Origin of the sequence: Cyanobium sp. FACHB-13342 (assembly GCF_014697415.1) — a bacterium.
Lineage (GTDB): Bacteria > Cyanobacteriota > Cyanobacteriia > PCC-6307 > Cyanobiaceae > Cyanobium_A.
Genome location: NZ_JACJRT010000014.1, coordinates 201044 through 219103, shown reverse-complemented (window position 1 = coordinate 219103; position 18060 = coordinate 201044). Strand labels below are relative to the sequence as shown.

The 18060-nt window shown below is 66.9% G+C and carries 14 protein-coding genes and 1 pseudogene; 8 read left to right on the top strand and 7 right to left on the bottom strand.

From position 1 onward, the window contains the following. Nucleotide 1 precedes the first annotated feature (1 nt). Nucleotides 2–469 carry a hypothetical protein gene (locus H6G16_RS11595; protein WP_190390462.1) on the top strand — a complete coding sequence of 156 codons (468 nt, stop codon included), beginning with the start codon at nucleotides 2–4 and terminating at the stop codon, nucleotides 467–469. Here H6G16_RS11595 and H6G16_RS11590 read toward each other — a convergent pair. From H6G16_RS11590 to queC, 3 genes are read right to left on the bottom strand one after another with little or no spacing between them, the layout of a single operon-like run. Then, entirely contained in the window at nucleotides 435–1334 is a 900-nt protein-coding gene (locus H6G16_RS11590; RefSeq protein WP_190390461.1) for an aminotransferase class IV, read from the bottom strand. The genes H6G16_RS11595 and H6G16_RS11590 overlap by 35 nt on opposite strands. Beyond that, nucleotides 1331–2644 carry an anthranilate synthase component I family protein gene (locus H6G16_RS11585; protein WP_190390460.1) on the bottom strand — a complete coding sequence of 438 codons (1314 nt, stop codon included), beginning with the start codon at nucleotides 2642–2644 and terminating at the stop codon, nucleotides 1331–1333. Before H6G16_RS11585 ends, H6G16_RS11590 begins: the two co-directional genes overlap by 4 nt. After that, on the bottom strand, nucleotides 2641–3327 hold the full coding sequence (gene queC / locus H6G16_RS11580; RefSeq protein WP_190390459.1) for a 7-cyano-7-deazaguanine synthase QueC: 687 nt from the start codon (nucleotides 3325–3327) through the stop codon (nucleotides 2641–2643). The genes H6G16_RS11585 and queC overlap by 4 nt, the downstream gene beginning before the upstream one ends. Before the next feature lie 105 nt (nucleotides 3328–3432). Here queC and H6G16_RS11575 point away from each other — a divergent pair, with 105 nt between their 5' ends. The 3 genes from H6G16_RS11575 to H6G16_RS11565 are packed head-to-tail and all read left to right on the top strand — an operon-like array spanning nucleotide 3433 to nucleotide 6466. Continuing rightward, complete coding sequence (locus H6G16_RS11575) at nucleotides 3433–3990, top strand: ecotin family protein (protein ID WP_190390458.1); 558 nt, start codon at nucleotides 3433–3435, stop codon at nucleotides 3988–3990. A 5-nt stretch (nucleotides 3991–3995) separates the two neighbouring features. Then, the gene (locus H6G16_RS11570) at nucleotides 3996–5240 is read left to right on the top strand and encodes an extracellular solute-binding protein (RefSeq protein ID WP_190390457.1); all 1245 of its coding nucleotides are present in this window, start codon (nucleotides 3996–3998) and stop codon (nucleotides 5238–5240) included. Next, nucleotides 5237–6466: a mechanosensitive ion channel domain-containing protein gene (locus tag H6G16_RS11565; RefSeq protein WP_190390456.1), complete on the top strand. Its 1230-nt coding sequence runs from the start codon at nucleotides 5237–5239 to the stop codon at nucleotides 6464–6466. Before H6G16_RS11570 ends, H6G16_RS11565 begins: the two co-directional genes overlap by 4 nt. Before the next feature lie 4 nt (nucleotides 6467–6470). On the opposite strand, the gene H6G16_RS11560 is transcribed toward H6G16_RS11565, so the two are convergent. Beyond that, nucleotides 6471–7112 (bottom strand): radical SAM protein, encoded by a 642-nt coding sequence (locus H6G16_RS11560; protein ID WP_190390455.1) that lies wholly within the window; start codon nucleotides 7110–7112, stop codon nucleotides 6471–6473. 503 nt (nucleotides 7113–7615) lie between these two features. On the opposite strand from H6G16_RS11560, the gene H6G16_RS11555 reads away from it, so the two are divergent. Next, nucleotides 7616–10729: a VCBS domain-containing protein gene (locus tag H6G16_RS11555; RefSeq protein WP_190390454.1), complete on the top strand. Its 3114-nt coding sequence runs from the start codon at nucleotides 7616–7618 to the stop codon at nucleotides 10727–10729. 14 nt (nucleotides 10730–10743) lie between these two features. On the opposite strand, the gene H6G16_RS11550 is transcribed toward H6G16_RS11555, so the two are convergent. After that, entirely contained in the window at nucleotides 10744–10977 is a 234-nt protein-coding gene (locus H6G16_RS11550; protein ID WP_190390453.1) for a hypothetical protein, read from the bottom strand. Between the two features lie 147 nt (nucleotides 10978–11124). Further along, nucleotides 11125–11226, bottom strand: a pseudogene (locus tag H6G16_RS13150) (7-carboxy-7-deazaguanine synthase QueE); the annotation flags it as partial. Nucleotides 11227–11500: 274 nt separating this feature from the next. Between H6G16_RS13150 and H6G16_RS11545 the strand changes: the two are divergent. The 3 genes from H6G16_RS11545 to H6G16_RS11535 are packed head-to-tail and all read left to right on the top strand — an operon-like array spanning nucleotide 11501 to nucleotide 16367. Next, the gene (locus tag H6G16_RS11545) at nucleotides 11501–12280 is read left to right on the top strand and encodes a peptidylprolyl isomerase (protein WP_190390452.1); all 780 of its coding nucleotides are present in this window, start codon (nucleotides 11501–11503) and stop codon (nucleotides 12278–12280) included. Between the two features lie 5 nt (nucleotides 12281–12285). Beyond that, entirely contained in the window at nucleotides 12286–15225 is a 2940-nt protein-coding gene (locus tag H6G16_RS11540) for a peptidase domain-containing ABC transporter (protein WP_190390451.1), read from the top strand. Next, the gene (locus H6G16_RS11535) at nucleotides 15225–16367 is read left to right on the top strand and encodes an HlyD family efflux transporter periplasmic adaptor subunit (protein WP_190390450.1); all 1143 of its coding nucleotides are present in this window, start codon (nucleotides 15225–15227) and stop codon (nucleotides 16365–16367) included. Before H6G16_RS11540 ends, H6G16_RS11535 begins: the two co-directional genes overlap by 1 nt. On the opposite strand, the gene H6G16_RS11530 is transcribed toward H6G16_RS11535, so the two are convergent. Then, complete coding sequence (locus H6G16_RS11530) at nucleotides 16354–18018, bottom strand: CTP synthase (protein WP_190390449.1); 1665 nt, start codon at nucleotides 18016–18018, stop codon at nucleotides 16354–16356. The genes H6G16_RS11535 and H6G16_RS11530 overlap by 14 nt on opposite strands. Nucleotides 18019–18060: the final 42 nt, after the last annotated feature.

Here is an 18060-nt window from a genome sequence, read left to right as displayed (position 1 = left end):
CGTGTCCATCCGCGCATCGTTGGTTGTTGGCTTCACCGGTGCCGCCCTGGCGGCGTCCCTGGCCCCGGTGCAGGCCCAGACCTGTCAGTTTCTGGCCCCGGTGGGGGGCAACGGCACCACCAACGTGATCACCAAAACGATCGGCCCGGGCAATCCCTTCGGCCGGCCCAATTGGAACACGGACTTTTTCGTGACCCAGCCCTACGGCAGCTTCAAGTTCTTCTTCACCGCCGATTCCTCGGTGAGCGCCACCTATCCGATCCAGGGCTACCTGAAGTTCACCGATGGCTCCAGCCTGCAGGTGATCAACGAGTCGTTTGCGCCCCAGATGGGCACCGGCCGCATGTGGGGCCCCTTCCCGGCGATTCCTGGCAAAACGGTGAGCCAGCTCAACTTCAAGATCGGTGCCAGTGCCGATCAGGCGGCCACGGGCTTCACCTATCGGATTTCGACGATGGGCTGCAACTGAGCGAGAGCAGTGCCCGCCAGAACGTCTCCGGTGAGCCGGTCTCAGGCGAGCTGGCGGTTGGCCCCCCACCCAGGGGGGTCTCCCCCAGGTGGCTGATCGGCCGGCAGCCCAGGCTGTTGATCAGCCAGGCGGCCTCGCCGCGCAGCAGATCCTCTGCGGCGATCGGGGCCTCCGCCACCAGCCCCTGATCCAGGGCCCGCTGCCGCATCACCCCCGGCAGGCAGCCGCTGCTCAGCGGTGGGGTGAGCCAGCGCCCCTCGCGGCGCACCAGCAGGTTGGCGGTGGTGGCGCAGCAGAGGCCGCCGGCGGAACTGGGCAGCAGGGCGTCGTCGGCGCCGGCCTCCTGGGCCTGGCGGCGGGCTTGGATGGCGGGCCCGTAGGCGAAGGTTTTGCACCGGCTGAGCAGGCTGGTGGCGCTGCGCTCCTCCGTGGGGCTCACGATCACCCGCAGCGGCGTGAAGCTGGGCGCCGCGGCGCTGAGTTGCAGCCAGAAGCTCGGGGTGCCGCCGCCCGTGATGGCGATGCCGCGCCCGCCGCCGGGGCCCCCACCCCGGCTCCAGTTGAGCCGCAGGGCGCCGCGGGTGATGCCGCTGCGGGCGATGGCCTCGGCGATCAGGGGCGCCGCGATCGCGGCGCTCGGCGGCGGCGGCAGGGCCAGCAGGGCGGCCGAGCGCTGCCAGCGGCCCAGATGCTCCTCCACCAACCAAGCCTCGCCGGCGTCCACCAGCAGGGTTTCAAACAGGCCATCGGCCAGCAGCAGGCCCCGGTCGCTGATGGGCAGCGTCAGGGCGTCCGGCGAGCCCCAGCGGCCCTGCCCCGCGGCGTCGCCCACCCAGGCGATGGCGGCCGGTGGGGGGCCACTCATGCCAGGGCCTCCAGCAGGGGTTGGAGCTTCCAGCCCAGTTCCTCCGCTTCGGCGGTGGGGTCGGAGTCGGCCACGATGCCGCAACCAGCGTGGGCCCGCAGCCGCTGGCCGCGCAGCAGCAGCGAGCGGATCAGGATGCTGCTGTCGAAGCTGCCATCACCGCCCAGCCGGAACAGGGAGCCGCAGTAGGGCCCGCGGGGCACCGGCTCGAGGCCGTGCAGGCGCTGGCAGGCGCGGATCTTGGGGGCGCCGGTGATCGAGCCCCCCGGCCAGCAGGCCCGCAGCAGGTCGATGGCGGTCAGCCCCGGCCGCAGCTGGCCCTGCACCACCGAGGTGAGGTGGTGCACCTGGCGGTAGCTCTCCAGGCCCACCAGCTGGGGCACCTGGATCGAGCCCGGGATGCAGACCCGCCCCAGGTCGTTGCGCAGCAGGTCGACGATCATCACGTTCTCGGCCCTGTCCTTGGGGCTGCACACCAGGTCGGCGGCGGCATCGGCGTCGCGCTCCGGGTGGGGATGGCGCGGCCGGGTGCCCTTGATCGGCCGGGTTTCCACCCGGCCGGCCCCATCCACCTGGAGAAACCGTTCCGGCGAGGCCGAGAGCACCGCTTCGCCGCTGGCCCCCGCCCCGGCAATCGCCAGGCCGCCAAAGGGGGCGGCGCAGCTGCGGCGCAGGCGGCCGTAGAGCTCCAGGGGATCGGCCGGACTGCCCAGCTGGTGCTCACAGCAGGTGGTGAGGTTGGCCTGGAACAGATCGCCGGCGGCGATCCAGGCGAGCACCTGCTCCACCTGGGTGGCGAAGCGTTCGGGTGGGGTGTGCCAGTGCCACTGGTCTGGGGGGATCCCGGCGCCGGCGGCCTCGGTGCCAGCCACCGGGCCGAGCCTTTCCAGCTGGTCCGCGAAGGTGGCCAGCCGCCGCGGATCATGGCCTTCGAGCCACTGCTCCTGGGCTTCGTGGTCGATCACCAGCACCGGGTCGTGGCGGGCGGCCCAGAGCAGGGCCATGTCGCTCGGATGCCAGTGGGGGGCGGGCTCCACCCAGGCCCCGGCCTCGTAGCTGAGCCAGCCCATCCAGTGACCGCCGGCGGCGGCCAGCTCGGCCAGCACGGCAAAGGGATCCTCGGCGCCGGCTTGGCCCGGCAGGCCGCGGCAGCAGCGCTGCTCCAGCGGCGCCAGGCCCAGAACGCTGCGGCGGCCCTGGGGGCTGCCATCGCCATCGAGCCACACCAGCCCCGCCGGACCCAGGTCGGCGGCCAGGGCCCGCACCAGGGGCCAGGGGTCCCGCCAGGCCAGGGGGTGGCGCCGGTTCATGGGGCTGGGGGCCGGCTGGCCAGGTCGGGCCGGCCCGCTTCGATCAGGGCGGCATCGCGGATGCGGCAGCTGTCGCACACGCCGCAGGGCTGGTCGCCGCCGCTGTAGCAACTCCAGGTGGCCGCAATCGGCACGTCCAGCCGCAGGGCCTCCTGCACGATCTGGGTTTTGCTCCAGTGCACGAGCGGGGCCCAGAGCTGGGCGCCGTGGCCCTCGCGGCCGGCCTTGCTGGCCAGGTCGGCCAGGGTCTGGAAGGCGGCCAGGTAGTCGGGGCGGCAGTCGGGGTAGCCGGAGTAATCCACGGCATTCACCCCCAGCACCAGCCGCCCGGCGCCGCGGGCCTCGGCCAGGCTCAGCCCCAGGGCGATGAACACGGTGTTGCGGCCCGGCACGTAGGTGCTGGGAATCACGCCCGCCTCCACGCCACCGGTGGGGATGGCCTGGGCCCCATCGGTGAGGGACGACCCTCCCCAGGCGGCCAGGTTGACGTGGATCGTGTGGTGCTCTTCGAGGCCGAGGCTGGTGGCCAGGCCGGTGGCGGCCTCGAGCTCGCGGCGGTGGCGCTGGCCGTAGTCGAACGACAAGCCGATCACCCGGTGGCCGGCCTCGAGGGCCAGGGCTGCCGCGGTGGCCGAATCCAGCCCGCCGGAGAGCAGGGCGATGGTGAGGGGCTGGGCGGACACGGAGGGGCCGGGCGGTGCAGCACAGACCTGCAGGCTGGCAGATGGCTGACGCTGGCGGCCAGTCTCGCCAGACTGCGGCCACCGTCTGTTGATCGGATTGCTGCGATGGTTCAGCGCCTGCGCCCTTGGCTCCGCTCCCCCCGCGTGCTGGGGCTGGCCTGCGGGGCGCTGGCCCTGGCCCTGGTGCCGGCCTCGGTGCCGCAAGCGGGGGCCATTCCCCGGCTGGATCTCTCGGGCTACCCCAAGCCGGCGCCGGGGGATCGCCGCTGGGTGATCCAGCTGCCGGGGGTGCTGCGGCCCAATGTCGATCCCGCCCTGTCGTCCAACCCGGCCGACTGGCGGGTGCAGCTGATCGTGGGCCAGATGGCCCAGGTGGATTGCAACCGTCAGATGTTTGGCGGCAAGCTCCGCCCCGTGAAGCCTGCCCAGGAGGGTGGGCCGGTGATCTACCGGGTCACGGATGTGGGCGCCCTGGCCTCCACCCGCATGGCCTGTCCGCCGGAGCAGCCCCGCCGCCGGGCCTTCGTGCCGATGGCGGGCAAGCCGTTTGTGGTGCCCTACAACGCCAGCCGCCCGATCGTGGTGGATGCTCCCCGCCCCCTGGAGCTGCGCTGGCGGCTGTGGAAGGCCGAGAGCCAGGAGCGGCCGGCCAACCTGTTCTGACGCCCATGCCGCCTGTGCGTCGGATGGCTCCCTGGGCGGGTGTGGGGCTCGCCCTCTCCCTGCTCCTGGCGGGCTGCCGGGGGGCGGTGGCGCCGCTGGAGAACGTGCAGATCACGATCGCTCCCGGGGCCGGGGGTGATCGGGTGGCCAGCGCCAGCCTCAGGCAGCTGGCCGGCCAGATGGTGCACGACTTCATGCGGGTCAATCCCGGGGTCAACCTGCATTTCCGCTACGTGCCGGAGGGGCAGCTGCTGCAGAACGTCAGCGAGCGCTCGTCGTTGGGCGTCGGCCCGGATCTGCTGATCACCCGGGTGCCGGCCGCGTTCAACCTGGCCCGTCGCGGCTACACCAGTCCGGTGGAGCTGGGGGCGGCCCAGCTCGAGCCGCTGCGGCTTCAGTTTTTGCCGTCCTTTCGCCAGGGCCAGGGCTACGCCGCCCTGCCGCTCCTGGTGCAGCCGAGCCTGGCCTGCTACGACCGGCGGCGCCTGTCGCGCCCCCCCGCCAGCCTCGAGCAGTTGGTGGCCCAGGCCGCTGCGGGCCGGCGCATGGGCCTGTCGCTGGAGCTCCATGAACTGCTCTGGACCGCCACCGGTTTTGGGGCCCAGCCCCCGCTGCTGCATCTGTTTGATCCGAAGACGGTGGCTGGGGGGGCGCCGCGGCTGGATCCGGCGGCCCGGGGCCGGGTGCTGGCCTGGTTGCGCTGGCTCTACCGCTCAAACGTGATCCCCAGCCTGGTGTTTGTGGACGATGGCGACCAGCTGGTGCAGCGGCTCGAGCGGGGCCAGCTCGACTGGATCAGCTGCAACGCCACCGCCATCGGCCGGCTGCGCAAGTCGCTGGGCACCCACCTGGCGGTGTCGGTGCTGCCGCGGGGGGTGAACGGCCAGGCGAGCCGTCCGCTGGCCAATGTGCTGGTGCTGAGCTTCGGCCGCGACTCCACGCCGAGCCAGCGCCGGGTGGCTGAGCGCTTTGCCCTGTTTGCCCTCAACGACTTCAGCCAGAACAACCTGATGGTGCGCGCCGAGGGCAACATGCCGGTGAACCAGAACGTGGTGGTGCCGGTGAAGGAGGCGCCGGAGCTGGCGGCGATGGAGGGGAGCCTCCGGGATTCCCTCGTGCTCACCTTTCAGGAGGGCGTGCGCATGCGTGAGCTGGCCGATCCCCTCAGCCAGCTGCTGAAGGAGGCCGTGTACGGCGAGCGCAGCGCGGAGCAGGTGCTGGCGGCGATGGAGGCGCTGGCGGGCCGATGAACGATCTCCTCTATCTGATTTCCGGTTGGAGCGGCTTGCTGCTGCGCGGCTCGGTGCTGCTGCAGGTGGGTGTGGCTCTGGGCCTGCTGGTGGCCCATCGGGCCTGGCGGCTGCGCTGGCGCCCCTCGGCGGGCAGCTGGCTGCGGGTGGCGGGCGAGCTGGCGGTGATCGCGGCGCTGCAGCTGGCCTGCGTGGGCTTTGGCCTGGCGCGCCTGCCGGCGGGTCTGCTGCTGCTGGTGCTGCAGCTGGTGGCGGTCTGGACGGTTCTCGATGGGTTGCGGCTGGTGTTGCGGCGGTTCCACCCAGCGGCGGCAGTGGAGGCCTACTGGGTGCGGGCGGTGCGGCCGCTGTTTGTGGTGCTGGTGCTGCTGGCGCTGGTGGAGCGGCTCGATGGCCTCGGCGCGGTGGCCTCCCTTCCCCTGCTGGAGCTGTTCGGCGAGCAGCTCACCCTGGGCGGCACCGTGCTGCTGCTGACTCTTCCCTACTTCCTGGTGGTGCTCTCGGAGCTGCCGGTGCTGGTGCTCGGGGCGGTGCTGGAGCGGCTGATGGGCATGACGGCCGCCAACCGCAAGGTGTTCGAGTTGATCCTGCGCTACGTGCTGATCGGTGTGGGAGTGCTCTGGCTGGGCAACCAGATCGGGCTGAACGGCACGGCGGTGGCGGCCATTGCCGGAGGGTTGTCGGTGGGCCTGGGCTTCGGCATCAAGGAGGTGTTCTCCAACTTCGTGAGTGGCCTCTGGCTGCTGTTCGAGGGATCGGTGCGGCCGGGGGAGATCCTGCTGTTTCAGGGCGATCCGGTGGAGGTGCGGCGCCTCGGCCTGCGGGCCGCCACCCTCTGGCGCAGCCGCGACAACGTGGAGCTGGTGGTGCCCAACCAGATCTTTTTCACCGACACCACCACCACCTACACCGGCAGCGACCGCATGCGCCGCAGCGAGGTGCTGGTGGGGGCGGCCTACCGCCACGACCCCGATGCGGTGATCGCCCTGCTGGAGCAGGTGGCCCGGGCCCATCCGCGGGTGCTGGCGGAGCCGGCTCCCAAGGCCCTGTTGCTGCAGTACGGCGAGTCGTCGATCGACTACGGCCTGCGCTTCTGGATCGCCAATCCGATGCGCAATAGCGACATCAGCAGCGAGATGCGGCGGGCGATCTGGCATGCCTTCCAGGAGCGGGGCATCGAGTTTCCCTTCCCCCAGCGGGTGCTCACCCAGGCCAGCGACCCCTGAGGCCTCAGCGCACCCCCAGCAGCTTGTGGCTCTGCAGGCTGAGCCGCCAATGGGGGTGGCGGCGCACGTAGTCGATCGCCAGGGCCTGGCCTCTGGGGCACTCCCAGCCCGGTTGCAGCAGCAGCGCGGGGCCGGGGCTGCCGGCGCGGGCCGTTTGGGTCTGGGTGGCCATGGCCGCGGCGAAGGCCAGATCGGCGGCCTCGTGCACCACCACCTTGAGTTCGTGGCAGGCCGCCAGCAGCTCCGCGGTGGGCGGCCGGTGGCGCTTGGGCGAGAGGGTGATCCAGCTGAAGCGGCCGCTGAGCGGATCCACGCCGCTGGTTTCCAGGTGCAGCGGCAGGCCTGAGCGCTCCAGGGCCTGGCAAAGGGGCCCGAGATCGTGGTGCAGCGGCTCGCCGCCGGTGACCACCACAAAGGCGGCGCCGGCCGCCGCGGCGGCCCTGGCTTTGGCGTTCAGCGAGGCCAGGGGCTGTTGGGGGTGCACCGCTGCGGGCCAGGAGTGCTTGGTGTCGCACCAGGAGCAGCCCACGCTGCAGCCACCCAGGCGAATGAAGAAGGCGCTGCGGCCCGCATGGAGCCCTTCGCCCTGGAGGGAGTGGAAGGTTTCCACCACCGGGAGGGACTCAGCGGCCGGGGGCTGGGGCACGGGGGAGCACGCCTGGGGATTGACCTGGCTCTGGTCTAAGCCCCGGCGGCAGAGGCGTCTTCAGGAAATTTTCATCTCTTGGTCGACGGCCCTTCAGTTTTGCTGGCTGCGGATAGCACACGGAGGAGATGTGAAGGCACGGGCCGCGCTTCGAGCATGCATTCCTGGGCGGAACAGTGTGGCCCGATACATTTCGCAATTTTATGCAGGAACTGCATAGCGCTGGGCTTCTCTTCCTGCGGATTAGCCCGGATTCTTGGTTGTGCAGGCACCAAAAAGACTTCTCAGCGATCTCTCAGATTCGTCAAAGCCCTTGCACCGCAATGGTTTTTAGAGCTGATCGCTACCTTCGCTGTGGGCCGCGCGTAGCCCTGTCCTGCAGGCCGGCCGGAGCTTGGTGCTAGCGTTTCGGGGTTAATTTAGTTGGCGCTTGAGCCAAATAAGGTTCCTTCATGCCCAGGAACTTTTGTCAAGGTTGCGCATCGTTTACATAACCCACTCCTATGGCCGACCTCCTCGCTTTGGATCCGATCACCGGGCTCGCTCCCGAGCCCGTTCTGCTGGATGCCAGCCTTGAGAGCGATGCGGTCGTGCTTACGGACGCTGAGGGCACGACGGCGACCGTGACCGTGGAGGTCGCGTCCAGCGAGCCGGTGAGCACGGATACGCCTTCAGATGGCCCGATCACGCTTGGGGACAACGGCTGGTGGGACGCCGATGGCGACTACACCGCCTTCACCCCCGAGGAGCAGCTGCAGGCGTCGCTCCAGAAAGCCTGGGCCTATCTCGCCACCTCCGCCAGCTCCGATCCGACCGGCTTCGAAGCCCTGCTGCAACAGGTATTCGGCAGCAGTGATCCCGCGCTGATCGAGCTGCTGGCGTCCGGCACGGGCCTTGTGGGCCTGAATTTCGCCGTGGCCAGCGCCACGGAGATGAACGGTGCCCTGGGTGCCTATGCGGTGGTGGGTGCCGACGGCACGGAAACGACCTATCTGAGCGAGATGCTGCTCAGCAGCGGCGACAACGCCGCGATCCTGGCGGTGCTGCTCGAGGAGATCGGCCACGCCCTCGACACGCGCCTCAACGGCAGCACCGACACCCTCGGCGACGAAGGCGAGCTGTTTGCTCAGTTGGTGCTGGGCAACGATCTCACCACCGAGCAGCTGGCCGCGATTCAGGCGGATGTCGACAGCACCACCCTGACGATTGATGGGGTGGAGGTTGGGGTGGAGGCGGCCGCGGCAACCACCAATACTTATAAATCCAATGGCATAAATGGGACGCCCACTTTTACCATACAAGCGAATGGAAATTTATTAGTAGAAGGACTTGTCAATGTCACATTAACATCAACCGGATCAGGACCAGTAACAAATAAATATGAAATCACGCTCTCCATATCCTGGGGGACGGGGCAGGCGAAGACGGTGACTGCGGTCGTCACTGACTCCGGAAGCGGCGGCGTGGGAACACGGGCTTTCGCGGCCACTCTTTTGGCGACCGACCTGGCTGCTTTTAACAATGCCAGTGATTCAACCATTGGAGCAACCGCGTTCAAATTCGATACGGCGGGAACTGGCTTAACTGGCGATCCTACATTCAACTACACATACAGCTTCGGGGCCATTTCTGGAGATACCTCTGGTAATGTCACAGAGCTAGGGGGGGATAATAATTCTCTCCAGCCAACGGATACATTCGGAGTTGCCTCTGGAGATGCCAATGGAACGACGTCTGGTGGTAATTGGGCCTTGGTGTCAGGCTCGGGCGCGACTCTCGGTACTGCAGTTGTTGCGACAGATGGAGGTTGGACTTATACGCTAGACAACGACAATTCTACGGTTCAATCGTTAGCTGCTGGTGCCACGAGAAAGGACTCGTTTAGTGTGCGGAATGGGGGTCAGTCTCCGATCCAAATTGAGATCACGATCCTCGGCACCAACGATGCCGCCGTCATCACCGGCACCAGCACCGCTTCGCTGACAGAAGGTGACACCGCCGCCGCCATCAGCACCAGCGGCAGCCTGTCGGCCACCGACGTCGACAGTTCCGCTGCCTTCGTCGCCCAGACCGACGTCGCCGGCAGCAACGGCTTCGGCAAGTTCTCCATCACCACCGCTGGCGCTTGGACCTACACCGCCGACTCCGCCCACAACGAATTCGTTGACGGCACGACCTACACCGACTCCATCACCGTCGCCACCGCAGACGGCACCAGCAAAGTCATCACGGTCTCGATCCTCGGCACCAACGATGGCCCAGTAGTTGATGTCGAGCCCCTTGATTCAACTATCGCCCTCCTCAAGAATGTTTCTTTTAACCTCTTTGGAGATTTGGCATTTGATGATGTCGACCAGGGTAGCGAGCCTCTTGTTTATACGTACTCCGTCACTAACTTTAGTGGATCAGCCGTTTCTTCTGCTCAATATCAGATTATTAATGGTGTTATTTCATTCAAGGAATCTGGCTTCTATCGTGTTGCTGTAACCGCTACCGATAGCGAAGGCGCTTTCGTCACCTACGACGCCTATGAGTTCAGCGTCATGGACCCCGTTCGCTTCGGCAATGGTGATCTTGATCAGATCGACTTCTCTAGTGCGGATCCTGGCCAGCAGTTCCGCCTGGTGTGGACGCCGTTCTTGGCCGCTGACGGTACGATGAAGTACAAGCTGTCTGCCACCAATAGCGGTAACTTCGCTTTGGGTGTTGCTGTCGACAGTGCGATCGATCGCGATTTTATTGTAGATCTCCCGGAATTGGCATCCAAGCTCGGAGGCTTCCAGCTGCGTGATGGTTCTTCCATTTCTGTGTATCAGTCCGTTAGCTATGACGCCTTTGGTGGATTGGTTTATGAGGGCGACCCCCTTGTATTGGGTGCGGGGGATTTCTCGTATGACTCTGCCACGGGGAAAATCACCATTCAGAGCGAATCTTGGGCTGGCTTTAATCAGGATCCGGATTCTCTAATCTATTTTGTCTTCAAGCTTGAATTTGATTTAAATCCGCTGTATTATAGCGGCGTCTCTGCTGCACCCGATGGCTCGGGAGGGCTCGATGCCATGCTCGGGACAGTGAAGATTGTCGACGACCTTGAGGCTCTGTCCTTTGAGGTCAGCTACATTGATGATAATGATGTTTTGACGGATGATATAATTGGAGGGTCCACTGCCTATGGCGACAACGAGTTTAAGAATGCTCGCGCTTTTAATGGAATCCTCGATAAAGATGGGTTTGACAAGTTGATTGGTGGCTACGGTGGGAATGCTGCTCTACTTAAAGCTGGTCTGCGGAAGGGTTCAGAAGCTGTTACCTCAAAGACTGTTATTGATCTCGATACTAAAGTCACGGGAATGCAGGATTCGGTGGGCGTCGACAGCGATCTCTATTTCATGTCAAGTTACGCCCATTCGGGTTCAACGGCTACCTACACCACTGGTGTCACGGTGGATAGCTTCACCAAGGCTCTTGGTTCCAGCTATCAAACCTTCTTGGCAGACCATCGCCTTAGCACTCTGGATTCGGACAAAGACGGCCTAGTTGATTTCACCGAGCAGCAGTTCGATTGGGGTGGGAAGGTGAAGATGGTCACCCAACTGATTGGATCTGACTTGGTCTAAATATTCAGCCCCATTCACCGCACCCCCTGCAACTTATTGCTTTGCAATCTGAGTTGCCACTGCAGGTGCCGGCGCAAATAGTGGATGGTCAGGCTTTGGCCATCCACGGTGATCAATCCGGTTTGTAGGTGCAGGATTGGGCTCCCGGCTTTCCTTTGGCCGCCCAGCCCCTGCCCGGCCATTTCTTCGGCGAACGCCAGATTCTCCGGCCTATGCACTAGCACCTTCAGCTCATCGCACCCCGCCATCAGCTCAGGAGGTGGTGGCCGATGTGCTTTGGGCTAGAGCGCGAAACAGGTGCAGTGGCACTTTCGCAGCGTCCAGGGTGTGGCAAAGGGGCCCAAGATCGTGGTGCGGCGGTTCTTGGCCGGGTTCACCACGATGCCCCCCCCCCGCCGGATGAAGAAAGCGCTGCGGCCGGCGTGAAGGCTTTCACCCTGGAAGCAGTGGAAGGTTTCTACTCCCGGGAGGTTCAGGTCCTTCCCGGGTGTGGACATCACAGGTTGACCTCGGCCATGGGCTCCATCCTCGGGCAGGGCCAACAACAGGGGCACGTAGTTTTGCCGAATGGTGTCAATCGCACGGCCAACACCTTCCCTTTTCGTCCCCAGTAGTAGACTTTAATGGCATCAATGGGGGCATGGCCGCAATGTTTCGCCCCTGTCTGATTGTTCCATTCCGGTCCATCCTTTAGGTTCTTTTCCACCTCTTGGCTCAGGAGATCTTCCCGCAGCACTTGGCTTCCGAAGGCTCTACTTCCTACGGCATCCAATGATTAGCACTTCGCCCGAATGGGTAGACCTGCCGCTTGATGTGCTCCGCCAATTGGCCCATCGGGGCTTGTTGCGGGCCTTCATTCGTGCCGACTGCCTCGAAGCCGTCGTCGATCAGGAACCCCTTACCGACGAGGAGGTGCAACAGGCCAAGGCCCTGTTCGCCCGGGAGCTGCAGCTCACCGATCAGGCCGCTGTGGAGCGTTACGCCCAGGCCCAACTACTCAGTCCGGCTGCCTTGGCGGCCCAGGCCCTGCGCCCGGCCCGCCAATTCAAATTCAGTCAGCGCCAGTTCGCCCCCAAGGCGGAAGCCCGCTTCCTGCAGCGCAAGAGCCAGCTCGATCGCGTCGTGTACAGCCTGCTGCGGCTGCAGGATCCCGGCCTGGCGCGGGAGCTCTACCTCCGCATCGACGACGGCGAGGCCAATTTCGCCGATCTCGCCGCCACCTATGCCGAAGGTCCGGAGAAGGCCACCCGCGGCATCGTCGGCCCCGTGCCCCTCACCCAGGCCCATCCCGTACTGGCTGAGCGCCTGCGCACCGCGCCCCCGGGGGTGGTGCTCGAGCCCTTCCGGATCGAATCCTGGTGGCTGGTGGTGCGCCTCGAGAGCCTCACCCCCGCCACCTTTGATGCGGCCACCGCCGCCCGCATGGCCCAGGAACTCTTTGAGCAGTGGATCGGCGACGAGGTGGAGCGTCGCCTCTCTGAGCTGCGGCCCCTGCTGCAGATCGGCGTGTCGCCCGATGCGGGCCAGCAGCCCAGCTCCGGCCCATCATGAGCGCCATGGACGTCACCGCCCCACTGTCACTGCCGGCCCATCCCGCCTTCGCCGGGTTGTCACCCGCCGGCCGCAGCCGGGTGGAGCAGCAGCTCAGCCGCCGGGTGTTTGCCGTCGGCGATCCCCTCTCCCAGGCCGGCGTGATTGCCGCGGAGATCCTGCTGATCGAAGCCGGCAGCGCCCGGCTGCTGGTGCGGGATCAGGGCCGGCTGCGCACCGCCGAGAAGCTCGGCCCCGGCAGCTTTGTGGGGCTGGCCTCCCTGCTGCGCGCCGCAGCCTGTGAAGAGGTGAGTGCCGGCACCGAGCTGCAGGCCTGGGTGCTCGCCGATGCCCTCGTGCTGGAGCTGCTGGCCACCGAGCCCTCCTTTGCTGCCTGGTGCGCGGCCGAGCTGTTCACCGCCGAGCTGGCCGCCCTGCTCGCCCTGCAGCTGGAGCAGCATCCCCAGGCGCGCACGTCTCTGCTCGAGCTGCTGGAGCAGGCCCGGCCCCAGGCCCGCTTGGTGGCGCCGGAACCCGCGGCCCTCGCCGCCCTCTCCGCCGATCTCAGCCTGCTGGCCGCCAGCCACAACCTGCCGGACCACCCCCTCGGTGCCGCGCTCAATCCCCGCCAGGGCGTGCCCGCCGCCACGCCGCCCCTGCCGCCGCGGCTGATCGCCCTGCCGGCGGGCCTACTGGAGCCGGTGGGTCCGGTGCTGGAGGCCGAGCTGATGCCCGAAGGCGATGGCAGCCCGGCGGGCACCTCCGCTGGAGCCGCAGGCCCGCCGCTGGCGTCGGCCCTGGATCTGGGCCAGCGGGATCGCACGGCCCTGCAGCTGCTGCGCGGCAACGGCCCCCTCGAGGAAACCCTCGCCTGTTTCCAGATGCTGGCGGCCGAGCTCAAGCTCCCCTTCCGCCGCGATGCGATCGAGAAGATCCTGCGCGATGTGTTGCGCCGCGGCCAGACGCCGGACCTCCAGCTCTGCGGCAACCTCGCCGCGATGATGGGCCTCCACGTGAGCGGCGTGCGGGTGCCGGCCACCCAGGGCACCCGGCTGCAGACGCCGGCCCTGATCCCCTGGCAGGGCGGCTTTGCCGTGGTGCGGGGCGCCAACGCCCGCGGCCTGCTGCTGGCCTCGCCGCGCGACGGCTGGGTGGAGCTCCTCCCCGACCAGCTGCCGGAGGCCTTCCCCGACGGCATCGATGTGCTCCTGCTGGAGCGCAGTTCCGCCACCCCGGAGCAGCGCTTCGGCTTTGCCTGGTTCTGGCCGGCCCTGCAGCGCTATCGCGGCATCCTCACCCAGGTGCTGATCGCCTCCTTTGTGGTGCAGCTGTTCAGCCTGGCCAACCCCCTGCTGATCCAGGTGATCATCGACAAGGTGATCAACCAGCGCAGCCTCGACACCCTCCAGGTGCTCGGCTTTGCCCTGGTGGTGGTGACCCTGATGGAGGGGGTGATCGGCGCCCTGCGCACCTTCCTGTTCAGCGAAACCACCAATCGCATCGACCTGCGCCTCGGCGCCGAGGTGATCGACCACCTGCTGCGGCTGCCGCTCAACTACTTCGATCGCCGCCCCGTGGGCGAGCTCGGCACCCGCATCGCCGAGCTGGAGAAGATCCGCAACTTCCTCACCGGCCAGGCGCTCACCACCCTGCTCGATACGGCCTTCTCGGTGATCTACATCGCCGTGATGCTGCTCTACAGCTGGCTGCTCACCCTGATCGCCCTGTGCGTGCTGCCGATCCAGATCGGCCTCACCGTGCTCGGGGCTCCCCTGTTCCGCCGCCAATACCGCGACGCGGCCCAGGAGAACGCCCGCACCCAGAGCCACCTGGTGGAGGTGCTCACCGGCATTCAAACGGTGAAGGCCCAGAACGTGGAGATGATCAGCCGCTGGAAATGGCAAGACCTCTACGGCAAATACATCTCCCGCAGCTTCGAGAAAACGATCACGGGCACGGCCCTGTCGGAAACCTCCCAGGTGCTGCAGAAGCTCTCCCAGCTGCTGGTGCTCTGGGTGGGGGCCTCCCTGGTGCTCTCCGGCGACATGACCCTGGGCCAGCTGATCGCCTTCCGGATCATCTCCGGCTACGTCACCCAGCCCCTGCTGCGGCTCTCCTCGATCTGGCAGAGCATCCAGGAGCTCAAGGTGTCGTTTGAGCGGCTGGCCGATGTGGTGGACACCCCCGAGGAGTCCGACGAGGCCGACAAGCAGAAGATCCCCCTGCCCCCCATCGCCGGGGAGGTCTGCTTCGACGACCTCTGCTTCTCCTTCACCCCCGGCGGCGCCCAGGTGCTGCGCCACATCGATCTCACCATCCCCGCCGGCACCTTCGTGGGCGTGGTGGGCCAGAGCGGCAGCGGCAAGAGCACCCTCACCAAGATGCTCGCCCGCCTCTATTCCCCCGATAGCGGCCGGATCCTGATCGACCACTACGACATCGACAAGGTCGAGCTCTATTCCCTGCGCCGCCAGATCGGCATCGTGCCCCAGGAGCCCCTGCTGTTCACCGGCACCGTGGCCGAAAACATCGCCCTCACCGATCCCGATGCCAGCAGCGACGCCATCGTGCAGGCGGCCCGGTTGGCCTGCGCCCACGACTTCATCATGGAGTTGCCGGCTGGCTACAGCAGCAACGTGGGCGAGCGTGGCGCCGGGCTCTCGGGGGGGCAGCGGCAGCGGCTGGCCCTGGCCCGCACCCTGCTCTCCCAGCCCCGCCTGCTGGTGCTCGATGAGGCCACCAGCGCCCTCGACTACGACACCGAGCGCCGCGTCTGCGACAACCTGCTCGACAACCTCCAGCACTGCACCGTCTTCTTCATCACCCACCGGCTCTCCACCATCCGCCGGGCCGATCTGATCGTGATGCTGCACGAAGGAGCGGTGGTGGAAACGGGCACCCACGACGAGTTGATGGAGCGCCGCGGCCGTTACTACGCCCTTTACCGCCAACAGGAGGCCAGCTGATGTCGATCGTGCGCCGCGCCCAGAACGCCATTGAGCGGCGGGTGCAGACCAGCCATGAGGAGATGGCGCTGCAGCAATCGCGCTTCCTGGCCCGCACCATCACCTGGGCCCTGCTGGGCACCACGGCGGTGGGCCTGGCCTGGCTGGCCTTCGCCAAAACCGATGAGGTGGTGGTGGCCCCCGGCAAGCTCCAGCCGATCGGCGATGTCAAAACCATCCAGATGCCGGTGGGTGGCGTGCTCGAAACCATGCTCGTCAAAGACGGCCAGCGGGTGACCAAAGGCCAGGTGCTGCTGCGCCTCGACAACGAGGCCACCCTCGACCGCCAGCAGAGCCTGGGCACCACCATCGCCGCCAAGCAGGCCCAGCTGCGGCTCAAGGAGGTGGAGCTGGCCCGCTACCTCAACCTCAACGACACCGAGCAAACGGTGACCCGCCAGAACCTGGTGCTCGAGCGGGAGATCCTCGATCGCCTGGCGGGCCTCAAGGCGGTGGGCGCCTCCGCCGAGCTGCAATACCTCCAGCAGCGCAACAAGGTGCGCGAGGTGGAGGGCGAGCTGGCCAAGCTCAAGGTGGATCGGCTGCGCCAGAGCGCGATCCTCGAGCAGGCGGTGGAGCAGCTCAAGGGGGAGCTGGCCGATCTGGGCAGCAAGCTCACCGAGCTGCGGGTGAATATCCGCTACCAGGATGTGCGCTCCCCGGTGGACGGGGTGGTGTTTGATCTCAAGCCCACCGGCCCCGGCTTTGTGGCCCAGGGCAGTGAGCCGGTGATGAAGATCGTGCCCTTCGATGCCCTCCAGGCCAAGGTGGAGATCGAGAGCAGCGACATCGGCTTTGTGCGAGTGGGCCGCCCGGCCGACATCAGCATCGATTCCTTCCCCGCCACCGATTTCGGCGTGCTGCTCGGCACCGTGAAGGGCATCGGCTCCGACGCCCTACCCCCCGACGAGCGCCACCAGACCTACCGCTTCCCCGCCACCCTCACCCTCGACAGCCAGCAGCTCAAGCTCAAATCCGGCAAGAGCCTGCCGCTGCAGGTGGGCATGTCCCTCACCGCCAACATCAAGCTGCGCAAGGTGACCTACCTGCAGCTGCTGCTGGGCGAGTTCAAGGACAAGACCGATTCCCTCAAGCAGATCTGAGCGGGGCTCCCTGCTCGCTGCTCGGCTGGGCCCGCATCTCCTGGGGAGAGCGCGGCAGCCGTTGCTGGGCCGCCTCGATCAGGCCGCGGAACAGGGGGTGGGGCTTGCCGGGGCGGGAGAGGAATTCGGGGTGGTACTGGCAGGCCGTGAAGAAGGGGTGGTCCTTCAGCTCGATCAGCTCCACCAGGCGCCCATCCGGTGAGGTGCCGCTGATCTCGTAGCCCGATTCCAGGAACAGGCTGCGGTAGGCGTTGTTGAACTCATAGCGGTGGCGGTGGCGCTCATACACCACCTCGTCGCCATAGAGCCGCTGGGCCATGGTGCCGCCGGTGAGCCGGCAGGGGTACACGCCCAGCCGCATCGTGCCGCCCAGGTCCACCACGTCCTGCTGCTCCGGCAGCAGGTGGATCACCGGATGGGCTGTGTCGGGATCGAGCTCGGCGCTGGTGGCCCCGGTGAGCCCCGCCTGGTTGCGGGCCCACTCGATCACGGCGCACTGCATGCCCAGGCACAGGCCGAGGAAGGGCACCCGCTGTTCCCGGGCCCAGCGGATGGCCGCCACCTTGCCGTCCACGCCCCGGTTGCCGAAGCCGCCGGGCACCACCACCGCATCCATGCCGGCCAGCAGGGCTTCGGCCCCCTGGGTTTCGATCTGTTCGGCGCACACCCAGTGCAGATCGAGGGAGGCATCCCGATCCAGGCAGGCATGGCGCAGGGCCTCCACCACCGAGAGGTAGGCGTCGTTGAGCTGCACGTACTTGCCCACCAGGGCCACCTTCACGGCGGGGCCGGGATGGCGCAGCTTGGTCACCAGCTCCTGCCAGCGGGCCATGTCGCTGTCGTGGTCGGCGAGCTGCAGCACATCGAGCACCTCGCGGCAGAGGCCCTCCTGCTCCATCGCCAGGGGCACCGCATAGATGCTGTCGGCATCGAGGGCCTGGATCACGGCCCGTTCCGGCACGCCGCAGAAGCCACCGATCTTGCGCTTGAGGTCGCTGGTGATCGCCCGGTCGCTGCGGCACACCAGCACGTCCGGCTGGATGCCGATCGAGCGCAGCTCCTTCACCGAGTGCTGGGTGGGCTTGGTTTTCAGTTCGCCCGCTACGCCGATGAAGGGCAGCAGGGTCACGTGCACGTAGGCCAGGTCTTGGCGGCCCACATCGCCGCGGAATTCGCGGATGGCCTCCAGAAACGGCAGGGATTCGATGTCGCCCACCGTGCCGCCGATCTCGGTGATCACCACATCGGCGTGGCTGTTGGCGGCCACCCGGTGGATGCGTTCGCGGATCTCGCCGGTGATGTGGGGGATCACCTGCACCGTGCCGCCGTTGTAGTCGCCGCGGCGCTCCTTGTTGATCACCGCCTGGTAGATCGAGCCGGTGGTGACGCTGTTGAGGCGCGTCATCGCCGTATCGGTGAAGCGCTCGTAGTGGCCCAGGTCGAGGTCGGTCTCGGCGCCGTCATCGGTGACGAACACCTCCCCGTGCTGGTAAGGGCTCATCGTGCCCGGGTCCACGTTGAGATAGGGATCGAGCTTGAGGATCGACACGCTGTAGCCGCGGCTCTTGAGCAGGCGCCCCAGGCTGGCGGCCACGATCCCCTTGCCGATGCTCGACACGACGCCGCCGGTCACGAAAACGAACTTGCTCATGTCCCTGCGGCGGATTCTTCAATGTACCGGGCACCCCAAGGG